The organism is Kitasatospora xanthocidica (assembly GCF_014656195.1).
In the GTDB taxonomy this organism is placed as follows: Bacteria; Actinomycetota; Actinomycetes; order Streptomycetales; family Streptomycetaceae; genus Kitasatospora; species Kitasatospora xanthocidica.
In genome coordinates, this window is the sequence record NZ_BNBY01000002.1 from 632,402 (window position 1) to 653,453 (window position 21,052).

At 73.4% G+C, this 21,052-nt stretch carries 18 protein-coding genes; 9 read left to right on the forward strand and 9 right to left on the reverse strand.

What is annotated here, in order from left to right:
• Positions 1-38: 38 nt before the first annotated feature.
• The 6 genes from IE332_RS06120 to IE332_RS06145 all read left to right on the forward strand — a co-directional run bounded on the left by IE332_RS06120 (position 39) and on the right by IE332_RS06145 (position 6,757).
• Positions 39-509 carry a GreA/GreB family elongation factor gene (locus IE332_RS06120; RefSeq protein WP_189914032.1) on the forward strand — a complete coding sequence of 157 codons (471 nt, stop codon included), beginning with the start codon at positions 39-41 and terminating at the stop codon, positions 507-509.
• Between the two features lie 201 nt (positions 510-710).
• Positions 711-857, forward strand: coding sequence for a hypothetical protein (locus IE332_RS06125; RefSeq protein ID WP_189914033.1), 147 nt, complete (start codon positions 711-713; stop codon positions 855-857).
• Between the two features lie 36 nt (positions 858-893).
• Complete coding sequence (locus IE332_RS06130) at positions 894-2,360, forward strand: MFS transporter (protein ID WP_189914034.1); 1,467 nt, start codon at positions 894-896, stop codon at positions 2,358-2,360.
• Complete coding sequence (gene fdhD, locus IE332_RS06135) at positions 2,348-3,271, forward strand: formate dehydrogenase accessory sulfurtransferase FdhD (RefSeq protein ID WP_189914035.1); 924 nt, start codon at positions 2,348-2,350, stop codon at positions 3,269-3,271. The genes IE332_RS06130 and fdhD overlap by 13 nt, the downstream gene beginning before the upstream one ends.
• Entirely contained in the window at positions 3,272-4,189 is a 918-nt protein-coding gene (locus IE332_RS06140) for a LysR family transcriptional regulator (protein ID WP_189914036.1), read from the forward strand.
• 276 nt (positions 4,190-4,465) lie between these two features.
• Positions 4,466-6,757, forward strand: a complete 2,292-nt coding sequence (locus IE332_RS06145; RefSeq protein WP_229928369.1) for an FdhF/YdeP family oxidoreductase — start codon at positions 4,466-4,468, stop codon at positions 6,755-6,757.
• 155 nt (positions 6,758-6,912) lie between these two features.
• Here the strand turns inward: IE332_RS06145 and IE332_RS06150 are convergent, their stop codons facing one another.
• The 5 genes from IE332_RS06150 to IE332_RS06170 all read right to left on the reverse strand — a co-directional run bounded on the left by IE332_RS06150 (position 6,913) and on the right by IE332_RS06170 (position 11,250).
• On the reverse strand, positions 6,913-8,214 hold the full coding sequence (locus IE332_RS06150; RefSeq protein ID WP_189914037.1) for a YhgE/Pip domain-containing protein: 1,302 nt from the start codon (positions 8,212-8,214) through the stop codon (positions 6,913-6,915).
• Between the two features lie 250 nt (positions 8,215-8,464).
• A complete protein-coding gene (locus tag IE332_RS06155; protein WP_189914038.1) occupies positions 8,465-8,932 on the reverse strand; it encodes a protease inhibitor I42 family protein in 468 nt (155 codons plus the stop codon).
• Entirely contained in the window at positions 8,929-9,300 is a 372-nt protein-coding gene (locus tag IE332_RS06160) for a hypothetical protein (protein WP_189914039.1), read from the reverse strand. Before IE332_RS06160 ends, IE332_RS06155 begins: the two co-directional genes overlap by 4 nt.
• Positions 9,301-9,328: 28 nt before the next feature.
• Entirely contained in the window at positions 9,329-10,918 is a 1,590-nt protein-coding gene (locus IE332_RS06165; RefSeq protein ID WP_189914040.1) for a peptidoglycan-binding protein, read from the reverse strand.
• 2 nt (positions 10,919-10,920) lie between these two features.
• Complete coding sequence (locus IE332_RS06170; RefSeq protein ID WP_189914041.1) at positions 10,921-11,250, reverse strand: hypothetical protein; 330 nt, start codon at positions 11,248-11,250, stop codon at positions 10,921-10,923.
• Positions 11,251-11,734: 484 nt separating this feature from the next.
• On the opposite strand from IE332_RS06170, the gene IE332_RS40675 reads away from it, so the two are divergent.
• From IE332_RS40675 to IE332_RS06185, 3 genes are all read left to right on the forward strand, one after another.
• Entirely contained in the window at positions 11,735-12,514 is a 780-nt protein-coding gene (locus IE332_RS40675; protein ID WP_229928333.1) for a DUF4232 domain-containing protein, read from the forward strand.
• 110 nt (positions 12,515-12,624) lie between these two features.
• Positions 12,625-13,944: a helix-turn-helix domain-containing protein gene (locus tag IE332_RS06180; protein WP_189914042.1), complete on the forward strand. Its 1,320-nt coding sequence runs from the start codon at positions 12,625-12,627 to the stop codon at positions 13,942-13,944.
• A gap of 87 nt (positions 13,945-14,031) precedes the next feature.
• Complete coding sequence (locus IE332_RS06185) at positions 14,032-14,751, forward strand: TetR/AcrR family transcriptional regulator (RefSeq protein ID WP_189914043.1); 720 nt, start codon at positions 14,032-14,034, stop codon at positions 14,749-14,751.
• Positions 14,752-14,922: 171 nt separating this feature from the next.
• Here the strand turns inward: IE332_RS06185 and IE332_RS06190 are convergent, their stop codons facing one another.
• The 4 genes from IE332_RS06190 to IE332_RS06205 all read right to left on the reverse strand — a co-directional run bounded on the left by IE332_RS06190 (position 14,923) and on the right by IE332_RS06205 (position 20,711).
• Positions 14,923-16,560 carry an amidohydrolase gene (locus IE332_RS06190; protein WP_189914044.1) on the reverse strand — a complete coding sequence of 546 codons (1,638 nt, stop codon included), beginning with the start codon at positions 16,558-16,560 and terminating at the stop codon, positions 14,923-14,925.
• A gap of 129 nt (positions 16,561-16,689) precedes the next feature.
• Positions 16,690-18,114, reverse strand: coding sequence for an APC family permease (locus IE332_RS06195; RefSeq protein WP_189914138.1), 1,425 nt, complete (start codon positions 18,112-18,114; stop codon positions 16,690-16,692).
• A 262-nt stretch (positions 18,115-18,376) separates the two neighbouring features.
• Positions 18,377-19,342: a hypothetical protein gene (locus tag IE332_RS06200; protein WP_189914045.1), complete on the reverse strand. Its 966-nt coding sequence runs from the start codon at positions 19,340-19,342 to the stop codon at positions 18,377-18,379.
• Between the two features lie 133 nt (positions 19,343-19,475).
• Positions 19,476-20,711 (reverse strand): MFS transporter, encoded by a 1,236-nt coding sequence (locus tag IE332_RS06205; protein ID WP_189914046.1) that lies wholly within the window; start codon positions 20,709-20,711, stop codon positions 19,476-19,478.
• Positions 20,712-21,052 lie beyond the last annotated feature (341 nt).

A 21,052-nucleotide genomic window follows, 5' to 3' on the forward strand; every position in this document is an offset into this window, starting at 1 on the left:
CGGTGTTCACGTGTTCGACGAGCAGCCCGGGAGCAGGTATGACCGGTGGTCCCGAACCCATCAGTGCCGAGGGCCTGCGTGCGGTGCAGGAGGAGTTGGCGCAGCTGCGGGCGGATCGCGAGGAGGTGGCCGCGACCCTGCGCGGGGTGGACCCGGTGGGGGACCGGGCGGATGCGGCGGACGAGTTGCAGCGCGCGTCGGAGGTGACGCGGCTGGACCGGCGGATCGTCGAGCTGGAGGGGCGGCTGCGGGAGGCGTCCGTGGCCGGGGCGCCGTCGACGGAGGTGGTGGGGGTGGGGTCCACCGTCACCGTCCGGTTCGCGGACGGCGTGGAGGAGACCGTCGAGATCTCGGAGCTCGCCGAGGAGCGGGAACTGACCCTGGTGACCTTCGACAGCCCGCTCGGGAAGGCGCTGCTCGGGCGCCACGCCGGGGAGACGGTGAACTACGAGACGCCGGGCGGCGCGACCAGTGCGGTCGTGCTGTCGGTGGGGAGCGGTCCGGAGTAGTCGGGCCCCGGCCTCGGTCGGTACGGAATTCCCGATTCCTTGACCGGGGTTATCCGTCAAGCCTGTCCAGGGCATTGCGAAAACTCCCGATAAGCACCGCCTATCACGTCACAGGAATGACCTCTTTGACGCGGGGATATCGCGGCCGACACACTGGAAAAGGAGGAAATCGAGGAACCCGGGAATGGGGCAGAGCAGCGCATGAGCAGCAACGACGCCGAGGCCGCGTCCCGCCGGGTGACCGCTGAATTCCTCCGCGAGCATTCCGCCGCCGAACTCGCCTTGCTCATCCGCCTTGAGCCGGCACCCTCATCTGCCCTGCCCTCGGCCCCGGCCCCGGTCGGCTGAGGGACAGCGCGAGAACCGCGAGAACAGAGCAAGCAGATGCCCACCCGCCGGTTCCCCCGCCGGTTCCCGCGCTGGCTGCCGGCGGCGGCCGCCGTGGCCGTCGCCGCCTGGGGCGCGAACCAGTTCACCGCCCTGGCCACCGTCTACCGGGCGCGCACCGACTGGTCGGCGCTGTCGCTGGCCGCGATGTTCTCGGTCTACCTGGTCGGGCTGGTCCCCGGGCTGCTGCTGGGCCGTCCCGCCGCCGACCGGTACGGCCGTCGGCGGGTGGTGCGCGGTGCGCTGGTGCTGTCCGCCGCCGCGAGTGCCGTCCTGGCCGCCACGGACGAGCCGGCCGTCTACCTCGCCCGGCTGGCCACCGGCTTCGCCGCCGGGCTGGTCTTCCTGGCCGGGACGGCCTGGCTCCGGGAGCTGTCCGGCCCGTCCGTACCGACCGCGGCCCCCGCCCGCCGGGCGATGTACGCCACCGGGGTCGGCTTCTCGGCGGGCGCGCTGGCCTCCGGGGTGCTCGCCGAGTGGCTGCCGGACCCGACGGTGCTGCCCGCGCTCGCCCACGCCCTGTGCTGCCTGCTGGTCCTGCGTGCCACCCGGCGCCTGCCGGAGACCGCGCCGGGAACCACGCTGGGGACCGCGCCGGGAACCACGCTGGGGACCGCACCGGGGACCACGCCGGGGGCCATGCTGACGACCACGCCGGGGGCCGCGCCGGGCCGCCGCGCCGAACCGGGCGACGCGCACCGCTCGGCCGTCCGGCACCCCCGTTTCCGCTACGTCGTCCTGCCCGCCAGCCCCGCCGTCCTCGGCTCCGCCACCGTGGCGTACGTCGTGCTGCCCCCGCTGGTCGCCGACCGCGTGCCCGGCTACGCCCCGCTGTTCGGCGGCCTGGTGGCGGCGCTGACGCTCGGCACCGGCGTGCTCGCCCAGCCCTTCGCGGCCCGGCTGGACGACCACGGCAGCGCCCGGGCCACCCTCACCGCGATGGCCACCGTGATCGCCGGACTGCTGGTCGGCGCCCTCGCCGCCTCCCGCGACTCGGTGGCCCTGGTGGTCGCGGCCGCCGTCGTCCTCGGCGCCGGGTACGGGCTGACGCTCGGCGCGGGCCTGCACGAGGTGGAACGGCTGACCCCGCCCGCGAAAGGCCCCAGCCCCGGCTCCGGCCCCAGCTCCGCCTCGCTCTACCAGAGCACCACCTCCAGCGGCTTCCTCACCCCGCTGCTGCTCGCCGGAACGGCCGGCCACGCCTCCTACCCGACGCTGCTGACCGGCATGGCCGCGGTGGGCCTGCTCTGCCTGGCCGTCACGGCCGCGCACAGCCGCCGCCACCTGCCCGGACCGGACCACGTGGCGCACCCCGGCGGCCGGAGGGGCGAGGATTCATCCGTGGAGTCCACCACGGAGTCCGCAACGGAGTCCGCCACGGCGGGGGCGACCCCACCGCCGACACCGTCCACGATGCAGCTCGCACCGACCGATCCGAGGAGCCGACGACCATGGGCCGAGTGACCGTACCGCGCAGGGTGCTGCGCCTGCGCCAGGGCACGCCCTCGTACCGCCCCGACACCCTGGCCGCCGAGGAGCCGATGGAGATCCGGGTCGGCGGGCGCCCGCTGACGGTGACCATGCGCACCCCCGGGAACGACTTCGACCTGGCGGCCGGCTTCCTGGTCAGCGAGGGTGCCCTGCACGCCGCCCACCAGGTGGCCGGGATCCGCTACTGCGCGGGCGCCACCGCCGACGGCGGCAACACCTACAACGTCGTCGACGTGGTGCTCGCCCCGGGGGTGCCGGCCCCCGACGCCTCGCTGGAGCGCAACTTCTACACCACCTCCTCCTGCGGCCTGTGCGGCAAGGCCAGCCTGGACGCGGTGCGCACCACCGCGCCCTGGAGCGTCGCCGAGGACGGGCTGCGGGTCACCCCCGCCCTGCTCTCCGCCCTGCCCGACCGGCTGCGCGCCGCCCAGAAGGTCTTCGAGAGCACCGGCGGCCTGCACGCGGCCGGACTGTTCGACGCGGACGGGCGGCTGCTCTGCCTTCGTGAGGACGTCGGCCGGCACAACGCGGTCGACAAGGTGATCGGACACGCCCTGCGCGAGGGACTGCTGCCGGCCCGCGGCACGGTGCTGATGGTCAGCGGCCGGGCCTCCTTCGAGCTGGTCCAGAAGGCGGTGATGGCGGGCATCCCGGTGCTCGCGGCGGTCTCCGCGCCCTCCTCGCTGGCCGTGGACCTCGCCGAGGAGACCGGCCTGACGCTGGTCGGCTTCCTGCGCGGCGAGTCGATGAACGTCTACACCCGCACCGACCGCATCGACACCGGGCCCGTCGACGCCGCGCGCGCCGACACCGAGCCCGCCGACCGGGCCGACAGGGACCGCGCCGACACCGGGCCCGCCGACACCACCCGGAGAGCCGAGTAGATGCTCTTCCGCCAGCTCGAGTACCTCGTCGCCCTCGCCCGGGAGCGCCACTTCGCCCGGGCCGCGCAGGCCTGCCACGTCTCCCAGCCCGCGCTCTCCGAGGCCGTCCGCAAGCTGGAGGAGGAGCTGAAGGTACTGCTGGTCCGGCGCGGCCGCGCCTACGAGGGCCTGACCCCGGAGGGCGAGCGGATCGTGCTGTGGGCGCAGCGGATCCTGGCCGACCGGGACGCCCTGCGGGACGAGGTGGACGCGCTGCGCACCGGCCTGAGCGGACGGCTGCGGATCGGCTCGGTGCCGACCGCCTCCGGCGCCGTCTCCCTGCTCACCGGCCCGCTGTGCGCCGCCCACCCGCTGGCCACCGTGGAACTGTCCACCGACCTGCGCTCCGACGAACTCCTGCGCCAGGTACGGAACTTCGAGATCGACGCGGGCATCACCTACCTGCCCGAACCAGGCTCCGACGGCCTGCGTACGCTCCCCCTGTACGAGGAGCGGTACGTCCTGCTGACCAGCCTGGCCGACGGGCCGACCCGCCACCCCGAGGCCACCTGGGAGGAGGCCTCCCGGCTGCCGCTGTGCCTGCTGCACGCGGGCATGCAGGGCCGGCGGGTGCTGGACGAGGTGTTCGCGGGCCTCGGCCTGGCGCCGACGCCGCGGGTCGAGACGGACTCGGTGGCCTCGCTCTTCGCGCACGTGCGGACCGGGCAGTGGGCGAGCGTCGTGCCGTACGCCTGGCTGCACGTGTTCGGCGTGCCGCCCGGGATGCAGGCCGTCCCGCTGGTGGCGCCGGTGCACGGCGCGCCGATCGGCCTGGTGATCGCCGCCCGGGAGCCGGGCTCGGTGATGGCCCGCGCCCTGCTGGAGGTCGCCCGGCGCACCGACCTCGCCGCCGTCCTCGGCAGCCTCCCGCCGGGGTAGGGCCCCGCCCGTCCCGTACGAATCGGGCCCCGCCAGCCCGTACGAACCGGCCGGGCCCCCGGCGGCTCCGCTCGCCGGGCCCGACCGCCCGGCGTAGCCTCGACCCGAACGCCGGGCGTCCATCGAGCGCCGCGCTCCCCGGGCCTCCGTGCTCCGGGAGCGCCGTGCTCCCCCAGTTCCGTGCCCCGCCCGCCGCGCCCCAGATCCGAGCGACGGAAGGCGAGTGCCGTGACCACCTCCGACGACCCCGTGACCTCCTCCTCCGACGACGATGACGTGCCCGCCACCCCGCGGGAGGACGTCGGCCCCTCCCCCGAGGGCGCGCCGCGGTTCTCGCCGTACCACCACCCCGCCGCGGGCTGGGGCGCGGCCAAGAGCGTGACCCGCTTCCTGGCCCGCGAGGGCGCGTACGTGGACGGGCCGCGGGCGGTCATGCGGATGAACCACGAGAACGGCGGCTTCGACTGCCCCGGCTGCGCCTGGCCCGACGACACCAAGGGCCTGCACCTGGACATCTGCGAGAACGGCATCAAGCACGTCACCTGGGAGATGACCCGCAAGCGGGTCGGCCGCGAGTTCTTCGCCGCCCACTCGGTGACCGAGCTGTCCGGGTGGAGCGACTTCGCGCTGGAGGACCAGGGCCGGCTCACCGAGCCGATGGTCTACGACGCCGCCACCGACCACTACGTGCCGATCGGCTGGAAGGACGCCTTCGAGCTCGTCGGCCGGACGCTGCGCGGGCTGGACGACCCGAACCGGGCCGCGTTCTACACCTCCGGCCGGCTCGGCAACGAGGCGACCTTCCTCTACCAGCTGATGGCCCGCGAACTGGGCACCAACAACCTGCCCGACTGCTCCAACATGTGCCACGAGGCCAGCGGACGGGCGCTGCAGGCGGCGCTCGGCACCGGAAAGGGCACCGTCGACCTCAAGGACTGGGAGGTCACCGACGCGCTGTTCATCCTGGGCGTCAACGCGGCCTCCAACGCGCCCCGGATGCTCACCTCACTCGCCGAGGCGTACAAGCGCGGCGCGCAGATCGTGCACGTCAACCCGCTGGTCGAGGCGGCGGCGACCCGGACGATCATCCCGCACGACTTCACCGACATGGCGCTGAACAGGTCCACCCGCACCGGCACCCTGAACCTCCAGCCGCGCATCGGCGGCGACATGGCGCTGCTGCGCGGCATGGCGAAGGCGATCCTGGAGCAATCCGCCACCGACGACAAGGCGCTGGACCGGCTGTTCGTCGACCGCCACACCAGCGGCTTCGACGCCTACCGGGACATCTGCGAGTCCACGCCCTGGGAGGAGATCGAGCGCCAGAGCGGGCTGGACCGGGCCGAGATCCTCAAGGCCGCCCGGATCTACCGCGACGCCGACCGCTCGATCTTCAGCTGGTGCCTGGGCGTCACCCAGCACGAGCACGGCGTCGACACCGTCCGGGAGATCGTCAACCTCCTGCTGCTGCGCGGGAACCTGGGCCGCGAGGGCGCCGGTCCCTCCCCGGTGCGCGGGCACAGCAACGTCCAGGGCAACCGCACCTGCGGCATCGACCACCGGCCGGCCGGGGAGTTCCTGGACCGGCTCGCCGAGGTGTGCGGGATCGAGCCGCCGCGCGAGCACGGCCTGGACACCGTCCGCACCATCGAGGCGATGCGGCGCGGCGAGGTCACGGTCTTCGTCGGCATGGGCGGCAACTTCGCGCTCGCCGCCCCGGACTCGCCGTACACCTACCAGGCCCTGCGCACGTGTGAACTGACCGTCCAGGTGAGCACCAAGCTCAACCGCAGCCACCTGGTGCACGGCCGGGCCGCGCTGATCCTGCCGTGCCTGGGCCGCACCGAGAAGGACCACCAGCGCGCCGGGGTGCAGTCCACCTCGGTCGAGGACTCCATGAGCATGGTCCACCTCTCGGTCGGCATGAAGAAGCCGGCCTCCTCGCACCTGCTCTCCGAACCCGCGATCATCGCCGGGATGGCCCGCGCGGCACTGCCGGACAGCCCCACCCCGTGGGAGTGGTACATCGAGGACTACGACCGGATCCGCGACACCATGGCGCGGGTGCTCGACGGCTTCGAGGACTTCAACCGGCGGGTACGGCTGCCGCTGGGCTTCCGGATCAAGCAGCCGGCCCGCGAACTGGTCTTCCTGACCCCCTCCGGCAAGGCCGAGTTCTCCACCGCGCCGCTGCCCGACGTCGTCCCCGAGCCCGGCACGCTGGCTCTCGGCACGATGCGCTCGCACGACCAGTGGAACACCACCATCTACTCGGACGACGACCGCTACCGGGGCGTCAAGAACCTGCGCACCCTGGTCTTCCTGAACACGGACGACATGCGCGAGCGCGGCATCGAGGAGTTCGACCGGGTGGTCGTCACCAGCACCGCCCGGGACGGCAGCACCCGCACGCTGACCGGCTACCTGGCCGTCCCGTACGACATCCCGCGCGGCTGCGCGGCCGGATACATGCCGGAGATGAACGTGCTCTGCGCGATCGGCGACTACAGCACGCAGAGCGATCAGCCGATCATGAAGCACCTCAAGGTGACCGTGACAAAGGCATGAGCACGTCTCATACCCGGACGTATGAGCAACTCTCATGCGCGGAGGCATGAGCAAGTCTCATGGGCGGAGCCATGAGCAACTCTCATGCGCAAACGCATGAGGTCCGCTCATGACGTAGCCATGAGCGGACCTCATGCCGCGCCCTGTCCGACGGCTCAGTCGGTCGGCTGGGGCGTCCAGCGGTGCAGGCCCTTGCGGTCGTAGTAGCGGGTCATCGCGAAGCCGAACGCCACGGCCAGCACCGTGCCGACCGCGATCATGATCCAGCCGCGGGTCAGCCCGGCGTCTCCCCGGGCGTCGAAGAAGAGGATCGCCCGGATGCCGTCGCTGAGCTGGCGCATCGGCTCGAAGCTGCCCAGGAAGCGGTAGAAGTCGGGCACCGCCTGCAGCGGGACGGTCGCCCCGGAGGAGGGCAGGGCCAGCGCGATGAAGACGAACATCGACACCAGCTGCCCGATCCCGCCGAACGCGGCGTTGATCGCCTGGACCCCGAGGCCGACGGCGAGGCTCGCGCAGTAGGCGAAGAGCCAGAGCATCGCCTGGTGCGGGGCGTCCATGCCGAGGACGCCGACCGTGCCGAGCATCACCAGGGCGGTGGTGAGCAGCATGATCCCGGCCGTCATGATCATCTTGAGCAGCAGGGTCTGGGTGCGGTTGATCGGGACCGTCGGACGACGGGTGTGCCAGGGGCCGATCTCGCTGTCGCTGTAGCCGAGCGCGCCGTCGACGCCGTTGTGGATGATGTTGCCGCCGATGAACCCGGTCAGGACGGCCAGCAGGGTGAAGTAGAAGGCGCTCAGGCCGAGCCCGCTGTGGCTGCCGATCGGGTGACCGACCTGGGTCGCGACGGCGATCGGGTCGGTCAGCAGCAGGCGCGCGGTGGCGCCGAGGTCCGGCCCCGGGGTGGGCGTCGCCGGGACGGTGGCGAGCAGTTCCCGGCCGGCCGCCTGGGAGGCCTGGTGGACGGCGTTCTGGGCGATCTGGGCGGCCATCGAGGATCCCAGGCTGCCCAGGCCGGGGTTGGTCAGCACGGTGACGGTCGGCCGCTCGGTGGCCCCGCCGGTGACCAGCGCGGTGACGGTGGCGGTGAAGCCCCGGGGGACGACCAGCGCGCCGTAGACCTTGCCGGAGGAGAGCTGGTCGCGCACCCCGGCCTCGTCGACCTGCTTCCAGTCGACGGTGCTGTCGGGCGTGCCGGCCACGATCGCCTTGGTCAGCTGCGTGCCGAGGTTCGCCGGCTGGCCGGGCGGCGGCGCGCCCTGGTCGGCGTTCACCAGGGCGATGGGGAGCCGGTGCAGGTGCCCGGTCGGGTTGACGATGCCGCCCATGTAGAGCAGCGAGAGCACGAGGGCCAGCAGGCCGCACAGGATGCTCGGGAAGAGCCACAGTTTCGGGTGCCGGGCGAGCGCCAGCGCCCGCGCCTGCCGGGGAGCCCCCTGGGAACCTTCGGTCGTCATGCCATCCCTCGGGTCCGGGCACGACCTGGTGCCGCTGCCGGTACGGCGGGAAGTCGTTCCGTGGCGACCGGTCGGCCAAACCTGCATCACCCGGCCGGCCGCCACCCGAAGCCGCCCCTCCCCCGGCTGCTCCCCCGATCCCTGGCCCCACCTGCACCCCCGGCCGATCCCCGTCCAGCCCCGCCCGGCCCCGCCCCGAACCCGGACGCCGGGCCCGGACGCCGGGCCCGGACGCCGGTGCCGGCCCCGGTCAGCGCACGTCGACGGTGAACTGCCGCTCGTCCCGGTCGGATCCGTCCCCGCCGGTGCCGTCCGGGCGGGCGGCGCGGTGGGGGTTGTGCAGGGTGATGGTGGCGCGGCCGGGGTGGGGGCCGGCCCGGAAGACGAAGTAGTAGCGGCCGCCGGAGCCCGCCGAACCGGTGGCGCCGACCAGGTCCCCGAGGCCGAAGTTCTTGACGTACTCGTCGCCCACGGTCCGGACGGCCTCCGGGTCGGGCGCCGGGTCGGCGACCGTCCAGATCTGGCCGGTCACCCGGTGGGCGCTCACCTCGACGGAGAACAACTCGCCCGGTTTGACCGCCAGTTCGCCGGAGTCCTGGGCGAACACCGTGCCGTGGTCGAGCTTGCCGGTAGTCATCCGGTGGACCACCACCGCACCCACCGCGCCCGCGACGGCCGCCAGGGCGACCAGCGCGATCAGGATCCGACGCCACCTCACGCGCTCGCCTCCCGGTGGGTGACCCGCAGCGCCAGCACGGCGGCGACCGCGTCCAGCCACCGGGCGACCAGCAGGTCCCCGGTCGCGTCGCCGGTGACCAGCGCGGCCGCCTCCAGCCAGCCGCGCGCGACCGCGGCCGCCGGGCCGGGCAGCGGCTCGGGCAGGGCGGCGGCGTAGCGGGTGCCGCCGGACCGGACCACCTCGCCGAGGAAGACCAGGGCGCGCGGCATGGCTCCGAGCCGGTCGACGGTGATCGCGGCGGCCACCGCGCCGTCGCCGAACAGCGTGGCCCGGTGCGGGCCCGGGGCGGGCAGGCCGAAGCGGAGCAGCACCTCGACGTCCAGCTCGGCCAGGCTCGCGTCGCTCATGGGATGGGGGGTCGTACTCACTGCGGCCTCACTCGGGCATCTGGACGTGGTCGGCGATCGGCATGTCGCCGCCCTGCGCCGCCCCCTCCATGTGGTTGTTGACGAAGTCGCTCTCGCTCACCCAGACGGTGTAGCCCCAGGGGTTGTAGATCTCCAGCTGGTCGCCGCGGTGCCCGATGATCATCATCTGGTGGCCGTCCGGACGGAACCAGGTGTCCTCCTTGACCCCGATCGGCACCGGCTTGCCCTGGTCCACCGCCGACTCGACCTTGGCCAGCACGTCCTTGCGCTGCTCCGGACCCTCCAGGTCGACGGTGTGATAACCCGCACCTGTGTGCTTGCCGATCTCGTCGTTGGCGGCGTCCTTGGACTCCCCGTCGCTCATCCCGTCCGACCACTCGTTCCACCAGTTCTTGGTGTCGTAGACGCGGTCGGTCTCCTTGAGCCAGCGGTCGTACGCGGCCTTGCCGTTGTCGTACTTCGGGTCGCCGGGGTGCCCGCCGGTGGTGAGCTGGAGGGAGTAGAGCGGGTCGACCATCGCCCGGGCGGTGACGGTCGAGCCGGCCACGCAGGTCGGCTTGTCGCCCTGGTTCCACGCCACGCCCATGTACGAGGTGTCCCGCTGGTTGGTGGAGGAGGAGTCGATCTGCACCGGCGAGAGGCGCTGGGCCAGCCAGGAGGCGTCGCCGCCGTGCTCGTGGATCTGGTCGTCGAAGGCCTTGATCTCGTCGTAGCCGTGCCCGGCGGCGAGCGCCTTCATCAGGTAGGCGCGCTCCTCGGGGGACTTGCTGCCGGCCAGCAGCTGGTCGAAGCGGGCCCGGTCGGCGTCGCTCATCTTGTCCATGAACTGGCCGGCCCGGGTCACGTCGTTGGCGGTCAGGATGGTCCCGAACTGGTCGCTGCCGGCGACCTCCGCGTCCACGATGACCAGCTTGTCCGCGGCGCCCAGGCCCTTGTTCTTGAAACGGGCCGCCAGCGCCTTGTCCGCCAGCGCGTTCAGCTCGCGGGCGGCGGCGCGGCCGGCGTCCTCGGCCTTCACCGCGGCGTCGAAGATCGACTTGATGCCGTCCTTCGCCTTGGCGTGGGCGGTGTGCATCGTGTCGTCGTCCCAGTTGAACGGGTCCGGCGCACCCGAGACGGTGATGTCGTGCAGCAGCTTCAGCGCCTCGCTCAGCGGCGCGTGGCCCTGCCCGTGCAGGGTCTGCGCCTCGCTCAGCGCGGCGGCCAGCGCGGTGAGCTGGTCCCGGCCCTTGCCCAGCATGTCGCGACAGCGCGTCAGGTCGTCGGCGGAGGCCTTCACCACCTCGGCCGCCTTCTCCCCGACCTGCCCGGTCCAGGCCTCCGGCAGGTGCTCGGCGCTCACTCGCGCCACCTTCATCTGGATGACGTCCAGCTGGCTGCTCGCCGTGTTGTACGCGGCGGCGAACTCGCCGAGCTTGCCCGGATCCCCCTTCGGGGCGGGCAGCTGCAGGGCGTCGTGCACGGCGTACTTGAGGTCGCCGGCGCCCCACATGCCGTGCGACTCGTCGATGGTCTTCTTGAGCCGCTCGGCCTGCTGCCGCTGGTTGCCCAGGTCGACGCCCCACGGGCTGAGCGGGTTCGGGCTGTGGTCGGGCACCGTCACACCCCCTGCGGCCGGTACTGCTGTTCGACGCCGTGATCGGTGGTGCTGTAGTTGGCCGCGGTGGTGTGCACCTTGCCCCCGAGGTCCTTCAACGCGTCGACGTTCACACCCAGTTCGTCCTGCCAGGCCTGCCAGAACGCCTTCGCCGCGTCACCCGCGCCGTACTCCCCGAAGGTCCCCTCGCCGGACATGCCCAGCTTCCCCAGCGCGTCCTTCACCGAGCCCACGTCCGTACTGGCCGCCACCAGTTGGTCACCCGCGTCCCCGAGCTTCTCCGGATGGGCACTGAACCCCACCCCGGCCCCGGCCCCGCCGCCACCACTCATGCGTCTCCCCCGATTCCCCGTCGTTCCTCCGTGGAGCGGCGGTCAGCATAGCGGCAGTTCTTCCGCCCACCCCGGGCCTGAACACCGGCTTGGACGGGTGGTCGCACAACCCGCCCGATCTGCGCGGAACGATCACAGGACCGAGGGAATCCCTTGGGGAAGCCCCACACCCGCGCGGGCCTCGGATCCGCAGCGCGGTCGACCCCCACAGGGGCCCGCCCGGTCCTGGGCAGAGCTGTCACACACGTGGGCCGGTGGGTGTCGGCGGGATTGCCCCTTCGGGGTGGTCCGGTGTTCCGGCGGGGTGTTCCAGGGCGGGGTGTTCTCGCAGGTGGGAGGGGGTGGAACTGTTCCAGCGTCCCGTGGTCGCGGGGAGGGGTGGCGGGTGGGGCGGGTGGCGGGTCAGGGTGGTGGTCGACGGCAGGTGGCGATGGCCCCGCCGTCCGGATCCGCTCCTTCACCCACCACTGTCACGGGGGAACCCATGTCCGTTCGTCGTGCCTTCTTCGTTCCGGTCGTCCTCGCTCTCGGGGCCGCGCTCAGCCTGACCGCCTGCCAGTCCGGGGACGCCGCGGGCGGGGCACCGCAGTCCGCGCCGCCGACCCGGGCGGCCTCGGCCCCCGGTTCCGCCGCACCCGCCGTTCCGGCCGCCGACCCCGCCGGTGCGGCGCCGGCACCGGCCGCGCCTGCCGCGCCGGCGGCGAACGGCACCCCGGCCCCGCCCAAGGCGCCCGCCGCGACGTCTGCCGCGACGCCCGCCCCGGCCGGTGGCGGGGACGCGGGCGGCGGGGAGGCGTACGCCTACTCCCACCCCTGCGAGGCCAAGAAGCTGTCGGTGCGGGTGACCACCCGGGCCGAGGCGCCGGGCCAGCGGGTGATCGAGGTGCGCAACCAGGGCACGACGGCCTGCGGGCTGAGCTACTACCCGCTGCTGAGCCTCGGCGACTCGCACGCCGCCGACCGGGGCAAGGACGTCAGGCCGCTGGTGCCCGGCGGGCTGGGCGGCGCCCCGGCGTACCCGGTGGCGGCCGGTCAGCCGGCGTACGCGGTGCTGGACCTCAACCCGGGCGGTACGGCCGGTGGCGCCGCGGCCGGGGTCGACGAGCTGAACGTGCTGGCCGACGGCGACCACATGGCCGCCGCGGACGCCCGCAGCTTCCCGCTCGGCAGCGGCGCCAAGGTCGGCAAGCCGAGGCTGGGCCTGTACCGGAGCACCGTCGCGGACGCCGCCGCGTCGGCCGCCGGCGCGGACCGGCAGTCCTGACCAGGGCCGCTGTGCTCACCCTCCTCCGGGCGCTGCCCCGGCGAACCGGTACCGTGAACCGCGGATCCGACGGGATCCGCGGCCGGTCCGGGGTGAGGGGTACGCAGCGCATGGGCGTGGAGACCGACGAGTTCGCGGCGATGCTGCGGGAGCTGAAGGAGCGCTCCGGACGCAGCTACGGCGCGCTGGCGACCCGGCTGCACGTCAGCACCTCCACGCTGCACCGCTACTGCAACGGCGCGGCCGTCCCCGCCGAGTACGCGCCGGTGGAGCGCCTGGCCCGGGCCTGCGGGGCGGGCGACGACGAGCTGGTCGACCTGCACCGGCGCTGGCTCCTGGCGGACGCGGCGCGGCGGCGGGAGGCGGCCGGGGCGGTGGCGAAGCCGTCGCCGGAGCCGACGACCGAACCCGAAGCCCAAGCCCAAGCCCAAGCAGAACCCGCCGAACCCTCCACCGCCTCCACGGCGGCCGAGGAGGTGGAGCCCGTGCACCCCGTGGCCGTGCCCGTCGATGCCCGCCGCCGTCCCGGCCGGACCCGCGGCCGCGTGCTGCTGAGCGCGGTGGCCGTCGCGGCCGTGGCCGCCCTGGTCTCGGTCCTCGCCCTGCGCGACACCGGCGGCACCCCGGCCGCGTCCGGCGCGCCGACGACGGCCGGTCCGGTCGGTGACGCGGCAGCACCCACGGCCGTACCCACAGCGGCGCCCACCGCGCCCGGCACCACACCCACCACGGCGCCGACCACCGCCCCCGCCACCGCCGAGGCCACCCCCACCGCCCCGCCCGGCACAGCCGCCGAGGAGGACCAGGCCCCGTTCCACGTCAACGTCCTCACCAACAACTGGGGCCACCCCTGCGGCCAGTGGTTCCTGACCCCCCGCACGCCCGCCCAGGTGCCCCCGCCGCCGGACACCGCCGCGCGCACCGACAGCTGGGCGGCCGCGCAGCACGCCATCCCCGCCGGGCACCTGCGACTGGAGCTGACCGCGCAGGGGGCGGACGCCACGGCCGTGGTCCTGAGCACCATGTCGGTGCGCATCGTCAGCACCCAGCCCGCCCCGAAGTGGAACGCGTACACCCCGGGCGGGGGCTGCGGCGGGAACCTCGCCCCGGCGTCCTTCGCGGTGGACCTCGACGCGTCCGCGCCGCGCGCGGTCCCCGTCCCGGGCCTGGAGGGGACGAAGAAGACCCCGGTGACCGACTTCCCCTACAAGGTGTCGAGCACCGACCCGCAGGTGATCGACGTGGACGCCACCACCCGCTCCCAGGACGTCAGCTGGTACCTGGAGCTGACCTGGAGCACCAGCGGGAACCGCCACGGCACCCTCACCGTGAACGACAACGGCCGCCCGTTCCGCACGGCCGGCCTGCACGGCGCCCCGAGCTACTTCTACAACGGCCGCGCCTGGACCCCGTCCCCCGCCGAGGACTGACCGGCGGCCGCCCCGGCCCACTCCGCCTCGGCCTCCTCTATGTCGACCTCTTCTCTACGTCAACGTCGTTGACATAGCCTGGAGGGCATGACCGACCGCGTAGTCCCCGAGCCGGAGCGGAGACGCCGGCGCCCCACCAAGCGGGGCATCGTCCTCACCGCCGAGCTGATCGTCGACACCGCGCTGCGCCTCATCGGACAGCACGGCGCGGACGCGCTCACCGTACGGCGGCTCGGGGCCGCCCTGGGCGCCGACCCGAGCGCGGTCTACCGCTACTTCCACAGCACCGACGACCTGCTGCTCGCCGTCGCCGACGAACTCATCGGCCGCGCCCAGCACGCCTGGCAGCCCACCGGCGACTGGCGCGCCGACCTGCGCGCCATCGGCCTGCGCATCCACGCCGCCTACCAGGCCCACCCGCAGGCGGCCCTGCTCGCCGCCCACCGCACCACCGGTCGCACCCACGAGGCCGCCGCCGTCGAGGCCATCCTCGGCGTGCTGCGCACCGCCGGGTTCCCCGACCTCGAGGCGGTCCGCGTCTACCACGCCTTCGTCGACCAGAGCCTCGGCTTCGCCGCCCTGGACGCCGCCGCCCTCGCCCTCCCGGCCCCCGCCGCGGCCGCCGACCGCCAGGTCTGGCAGGCCTCCTACGCCCGCCTCGACGCCGCCACCCACCCCCACATCGCCGCCACCGCCGACCTCCTCACCACCGACATGCGCCGCAGCGGCTACCCGTACGCCCTCGACCTGCTCCTCGACGCGGCCGAGGCCCGGCTGCGGGCGGTGGGCGGGAAGCGGGAGGGCTGACCCGGGCCGGGGCCCGCTCGGGACCGGCCCCGGGCCCGTGCCGCGGCACCGCCGGCGGTGAGCCCCCGTGTGCCCACCACCGGCGGCCGTCCCGCCCCCGTCACCAACCCCGGCCCCCGGCCGCCCATTCCCCGGCCGCTCGTTCCGCCGGGATCGGCCCGCCGGCCGGACTCAGTCCGTCGCGTACACCAACTCCCCGCCCACGTACGTCCGTTCCACCTTCGCCCGGGCGATCTCCTCCGCCGGTCCGGTGAGGATGTCCCGGTCGAGCACGACCAGGTCGGCGAGGTGCCCGACGGCCAGCACGCCCGCGTCGTCGTGCCCGTTCACGTGCGCGGACCCGGCGGTGTACGCGGCGATGGCGGAGCCGAGGTCGAGCCGCTGCTCGGGCAGGAAGACCCGTCCGTCGGTGGCTTCCGGCTCCATCCGGTTGACCGCCACGTGCAGGCCGGCCAGCGGGTCCGGGCTGCTCACCGGCCAGTCGCTGCCCGCCGCCAGGGTGGCGCCGGCGCGCTGCAGGGCGCCGAACGGGTACTGCCAGGCGGCGCGTTCGGGGCCGAGGAAGGGGATGGTCAGTTCGTCCATCTGCGGTTCGTGGGCGGCCCAGAGCGGCTGGATGTTGGCGATCGCGCCGAGCCGCGCGAAGCGGGCCAGGTCGTCCGGGTGGACCACCTGGAGGTGGGCGAGGTGGTGCCGGGCGCCGCGCCACCCGTTGGCGGCGCGGGCGGCCTCGACGGCGTCCAGGGCCTCCCGGACGGCCCGGTCGCCGAGGGCGTGGAAGTGCACCTGGAAGCCGAGCGCGTCCAGTTCGGTGACGTGTCCGCGCAGGGCGGCCGGGTCGACGAAGCTGAGGCCGGTGTTGGCGGTGGCGCAGCCGCAGCCGTCCAGGTAGGGGCTGGTCATCGCGGCGGTGAAGTTCTCCGCGATGCCGTCCTGCATGATCTTCACCGAGCCGGCCCGGAACCGGCCGTGGCTCAACTCCTCACGCCGCCGCACCAGTTCGGGGATCTGTTCGGCGCCCAGGTCGCGCCGCCACCAGAGCGCGCCGGTCACCCGGGCGGTCAGGGCGCCGGAGCGGGCCGCGGCCAGGTAGGCGTCGGACGGGTCCGGCTGGCCGTTGAACTCGCCGAGCAGCGCGTCCTGCCAGCCGGTGATGCCGAGCGAGTGCAGCAGCCGCTGGGCGCGCAGCAGCCCGTCCAGCCGGTCGGCGGCGGTGGAGGGCGGCAGCAGCCGGGCGACCAGGCCGGTGGCGCCCTCCTGGAGCGTGCCGCTCGGGGTGCCGTCGGGTTCGCGCTCGATCCGTCCGTCGGCCGGGTCGGGGGTGTCCCGGGTGAGGCCGGCGAGTTCCAGGGCGCGGGTGTTGGCCCAGGCGCCGTGGTGGTCCCGGTTGGTCAGGTACACCGGGCGGTCCGGGACGACGGAGTCGAGCAGCTGCCGGGTCGGCAGTCCGCCGTCGAAGCTCTCCATCGACCAGCCGCTGCCGGTGATCCACTCCTGCCCGGGGTTCGCCTCCGCGTACGCCCGGATCCGCTCCAGGTAGTCGGCGACGCCGACCGTCCCGGTGAGGTCGCAGACGGCCAACTCCGCGCCGCCGAACACCGCGTGGATGTGCGCGTCCTGGAACCCGGGCAGCAGCAGCTTGCCGGCGAGGTCCACGACCTCGGTCTTCGGACCGATCAACTCCCGTACCTCGTCGTGCCCGACGGCGACGATCCGCTCGCCGACGACGGCCAGACCGCTCGCCCGGGTGCGGGCGGCGTCGCCGGTGTGGACGGGTCCGCGGGTGAAGACCAGATCGGCCTCGGTCATGGGTGGTGCTCCGTTCGTGCGTCTTGATTGTGTGCGGTGGTGCTCTTACCCGGCGGCTTACCCGACAGGGCGCTACCCCGGCTGGCCCTTACCCGACAGGGCGCTACCCGGCGGGGCGGTCGGGGGCCCTCAACTCCCCTCGCCGCCGCCCAGGAAGTACGGCGAGCGCCGCCGCCAGCGGGCCCAGGCCGCGGCCGGGAGCCCGGTGACGACCATCAGCGTCACCACGGTCAGCTCGAACCACCCGTTGTCGGCGGACAGTTCGAAGTGGTCGGTGGAGTCGTAGAAGGTCCAGGCGAGGTAGCCGCCGACGGCGAGCAGGGCCGCCGCGCCCAGCAGCGGGCCGACCACCGCGCGCAGTCCATCCAGCGGGGCCGTGCGCAGCAGCCCGCGGAAGCGGACGGCGGCGGCGATCGCGGTCAGCGCGTAGTACAGGGCGACGATGACGCCGATCGCGTTGACGGCGGCCGAGATCAGGTCGTTGACGGTCGGGATGGCGAGCGAGGCGAGGGCCAGGGCGACGGCGACGCCGGTGATCAGCATCGTGCCGACGGCGGGGGTGGCGTGCCGGGGGTGCAGCCGGGTCCAGACCGGGCCGAGCACCCGGTCGCGTCCCATCGCGTACATCCCGCGGGCGGTCGGGATCACCGAGGACTGCAGCGAGGCCACGGCGGAGAACATCAGCGCGATCAACGGCAGTGCGGCGAGCGGCTGGTGGGCGAGCCTGGTGCCGAAGTAGGTCAGCCCGTGGGCGCCGTTGTCGGCCAACTCGTCGATCGGCAGCACCCGTTGGAAGGCGGTGCCGGCGAGCAGGAACAGCAGCAGCATCACCACCAGGGCGAGCAGGCCGCCGCGGGAGGCGTCGCGCGGGTCGCGCACCTCCTCGCCGACGCTGAACACCGACTCGAAGCCCCAGTAGCAGAACACCGCCAGCACCATGCCCTGGGCGACGGCGTCGAAGGAGGGGATGTCGAAGGGGTTGAACCACTGGAGCGAGAACGGCTGGTCGCCGGCGAACAGCCCGTACCCGCAGAAGCCGAGCAGCACCGCGTACTCGAACACCAGCAGGGCCTTCTGCAGCCGGGCCGCCATGTCCAGCCCGCGCACCGCGACCAGCGCGGCGGCGATCAGGACGACCAGGCCGAGCAGGGTGCACTGGACGGTCGAGTCGGCGTCGAGCCGCAGACCCGCGACGCTGCGCAGGTGCGCCTCCTCGAGCAGCTGGATCACCGAGGAGCCGGTCACGGTGGTGGTGTAGGCCATGAACACCACCGTGCCGACGGTGTTCACCCAGCCGGTGAGGAAGCCCAGCCAGGGGCTGAGGGTGCGCCCGACCCACCGGTAGCTGGAGCCGGCGTCCGGCTCCACGGTGTTCAGGCGCCCGTACCCGCCCGCGATGGCCAGGACGGGCAGGAAGGCCAGCAGCATGATCGCCGGCAGGTGCAGGCCGACGACCCCGGCCATCAGGCCCAGGCCGATCCCGATGCTGCTGGTGGCGGCCGTACTGGAGGCGGCGATCACCGCGCCGTCCAGTAGGCCGAGGGACTGCCGCATCTCGACGTGGGAGCCGCTCGCGTCCGCTCTCGGACCGCTGCCCGTGTCCTTCACCGTCGATGCCAACGGATCACCGCCTCGCTCGTGGGGGTGCTGCACGTGTGGGGGAACGCGCGCACCGGAGAGGGGCACGCGCGGGAAGTGCGAGCCATGAAACCGGTGACCCCGTAGAACGTCAATGCTGTTGTCATAAGACCGGAGTCCCGTGCTCCGCCCCGAAGCCCCGGTGCGGCAGGCGGTGGGACGGGAGCCGGTCAGCCGGTCAGCCGGCGAGGTCCTTCGGCGTGACCATCCGGGCCTCGCGGAACCCGCTGCCGCGGAACCGGCCGAGGAGGTCCTCGTGCGGGTCCTCGGTGAGGACGAGCAAGTCGTGCACGCCGCCGCGGACCGCGTCCGGCCAGGCGGGCGGGCGCCCGCGGTGGCCGCCCCAGGTGACGAGCAGGGAGGGGTCGGGCAGGGCGCGCAGGGAGAGGATCCGGTCGGCGAACTCGCCGCCGAGGGAGGGGTCGAGGAGTTCCGAGGGGACCGGTGTGAAGCCCATCCGGTTCTTGAAGGTGAACAGCCCCGGCTGCACCACGTGCCCGAAGAGCGCCGGATCGTTGCCCAGCGAGACGTAGGTCAGCGCGTGCTCTCGGGCGTACGCCATGGCCTCCGCGTAGAGCACCCGCAGCGCGCGGCCGGACCGGGCTCCGGGCGAGGCCGCGGAGAAGCGCATCTGCAGGACCGAGAGCGCGGGCCGCCGCCACCAGATGGACCCGGCGAGCAGCGAATCGCCCTCCCACAGGCCGACGCTCACGTGCTCGTCCGCCGCCGCCAGCAGCCGGTCACGGTGCCGGCGCGCGAAGTTCTTCCCGCGCGGCATGTCCGCGATCTGCCGGTCGTAGACGACCAGGAAGTCGTCCGTGAACTCCGCGGTGAGAGACGGCCGGACCTCCAGCCGCAGCCCGTTCTCCGCGACGAACCTGCGGCCGAGGCGGATGTTTCGGCGCTCGGCGCCGGAGAGCCCGGCGGCGAACTCCTCCTCGGACGCCGCCACCGGCGCGCACCAGTTCAGCCAGCGCGGCCGGGCCACGAACCCCAGTCGGGAGAGGACCTCCTGCGGCACGTCCGCGGAGTCCAGCAGCCGCACCACGTCGACCGGCCTGCCCGTGCCCTCCCAGGCGCGCGCTCCGGCTTCGTCCAGGTCGACCGAGGCGACGACGAGGTGGTCCTGTTCGGCGATCTCCAACGCGCAATCCCTGTCGTGCGATTCGTGGCCGGGGAAATCCGTGTCCTGCGGTCGGGGCCGGCCGGTGAATGTCCGGCCGCCGCGCCCGCCGCTCGTCTTCCACCCATGTTCTTCGTACACCGAGTTCCGGTGGTCACTGCGGTACGGGAATCATGAGGACGGCCCTTTCCCGGTGCCGCGTGTAGACCGCCCAGATCGCGATCGCCACCGCCCAGAGGACCAGGGTCGGCAGCCAGTGGTAATAACCGTCGAACCGGCTCGACCAGGCGTACAGGAAACCGGACAGCGGTACCGCGCCCGTGATGAACATCCGGATCGTCGCATTCACCCGGCCGGCGAATTCGGGTGGAATCGCCTCCTGCCGGTAGGTGATGGACGCCACGTTGCTCACCGCGACGGCGAAGCATTCCACCATGAATCCGCCGATGCGCACCGGGAGCACCGGGACGGCGATGAATGCGAGCCCCGCGAAGGCGACGATCTGGACGGCCAGGATGCGCCGTTCCGTACTCCACCGGGGAAGAATGGAAGGGGCGAGCCGGCTGGCCACCGCCCCCATGAACAGACCCACCGCCATCAGGACCGAGATGACGGTCGTGTTCACCTTGTGGTGGGCGAACTCCGCGATGAGCGCCGGTTCCAGCTGGCCGATCGAGATGTTGATGAGCGACATCGTGACCACCAGCCAGAGGATGTCCCTCTTCACCACCCAGCGGAATCCGACCGCGAGGTCGCGGCGCAGGTTCAGTTCGGTCTGGGCGGAGGAGACCCCGGGCAGCAGCATGGCCACCGCGCCGGCCAGTACGTACAGGCCGGCGATGCACAGACAGGCGACGGACGGGCCGAAGACGGCGAAGCCGACGCCGCCCAGGAGCAGGCCGATCACCTTCGACAGCTCCACCGCCGAGTTCAGTTTGGCGACCGCCACGGGGCGGCCCGGCGCGCTGATCAGCAGCGGGATGAGGACGAACTGGCCGGTGATGGTGCAGGCCACGCTGCCCACCCCGGAGAGCAGCACCAGCAGGGCCACGGTCGGCGGGCTGGAGAGTGTGAGGGCGAGCACGGCCAGGCAGACCGCCTGCTGGACCAGCCCCAGCACCAGCACCGTCCGCTTGTCGAAGCGGTCGATGACCGATCCGACGAACGGGGAGGCCACGTAGCTCACACCGCGGAGGGCGAACAGGGCCAGGGACATGGCCACGGAGTCGGACTTGGCCAGCACCGCCAGCGGGACGACGATCCCCAGCTGCCAGTCGGCGACCTTGGAGAGCACCGACGACGCGGTGAGGACGCGCAGCACCCGCGTGTCCGACGCCGGGTCGGCCTGCGCGACCGCCACCTGGTCGGCGGGTGCGGGATTCCCTGTCACCGGGCACCTCCGAGACGCCGCGCCGAAACCCCGACGCGCCGCGCCGAAGCACCGACGCGCCACGCGAAAGCACCGTGCCGATGGATTCGGCCACGGTGCGGGAATAAGAAGGGAATGTCGGAGCGGCCGGTCGGCGAGGGGGCGGAATTCGAGTCGAGCAGCGCTGTGCACCTCACTCGAACCCCCCGGTTTCGACGCCCGAACCCAGGACCGCGAATGGAACCGGAGCCCGGGCAAGATCGCACCCATCATGACCACGCCACTGACGAGGTGTCAAGGCTCGCCCTGACGAGGCCGTGTGACAGAAACGTGCGGAACTCGTGAACCACCAAGCCTATGCA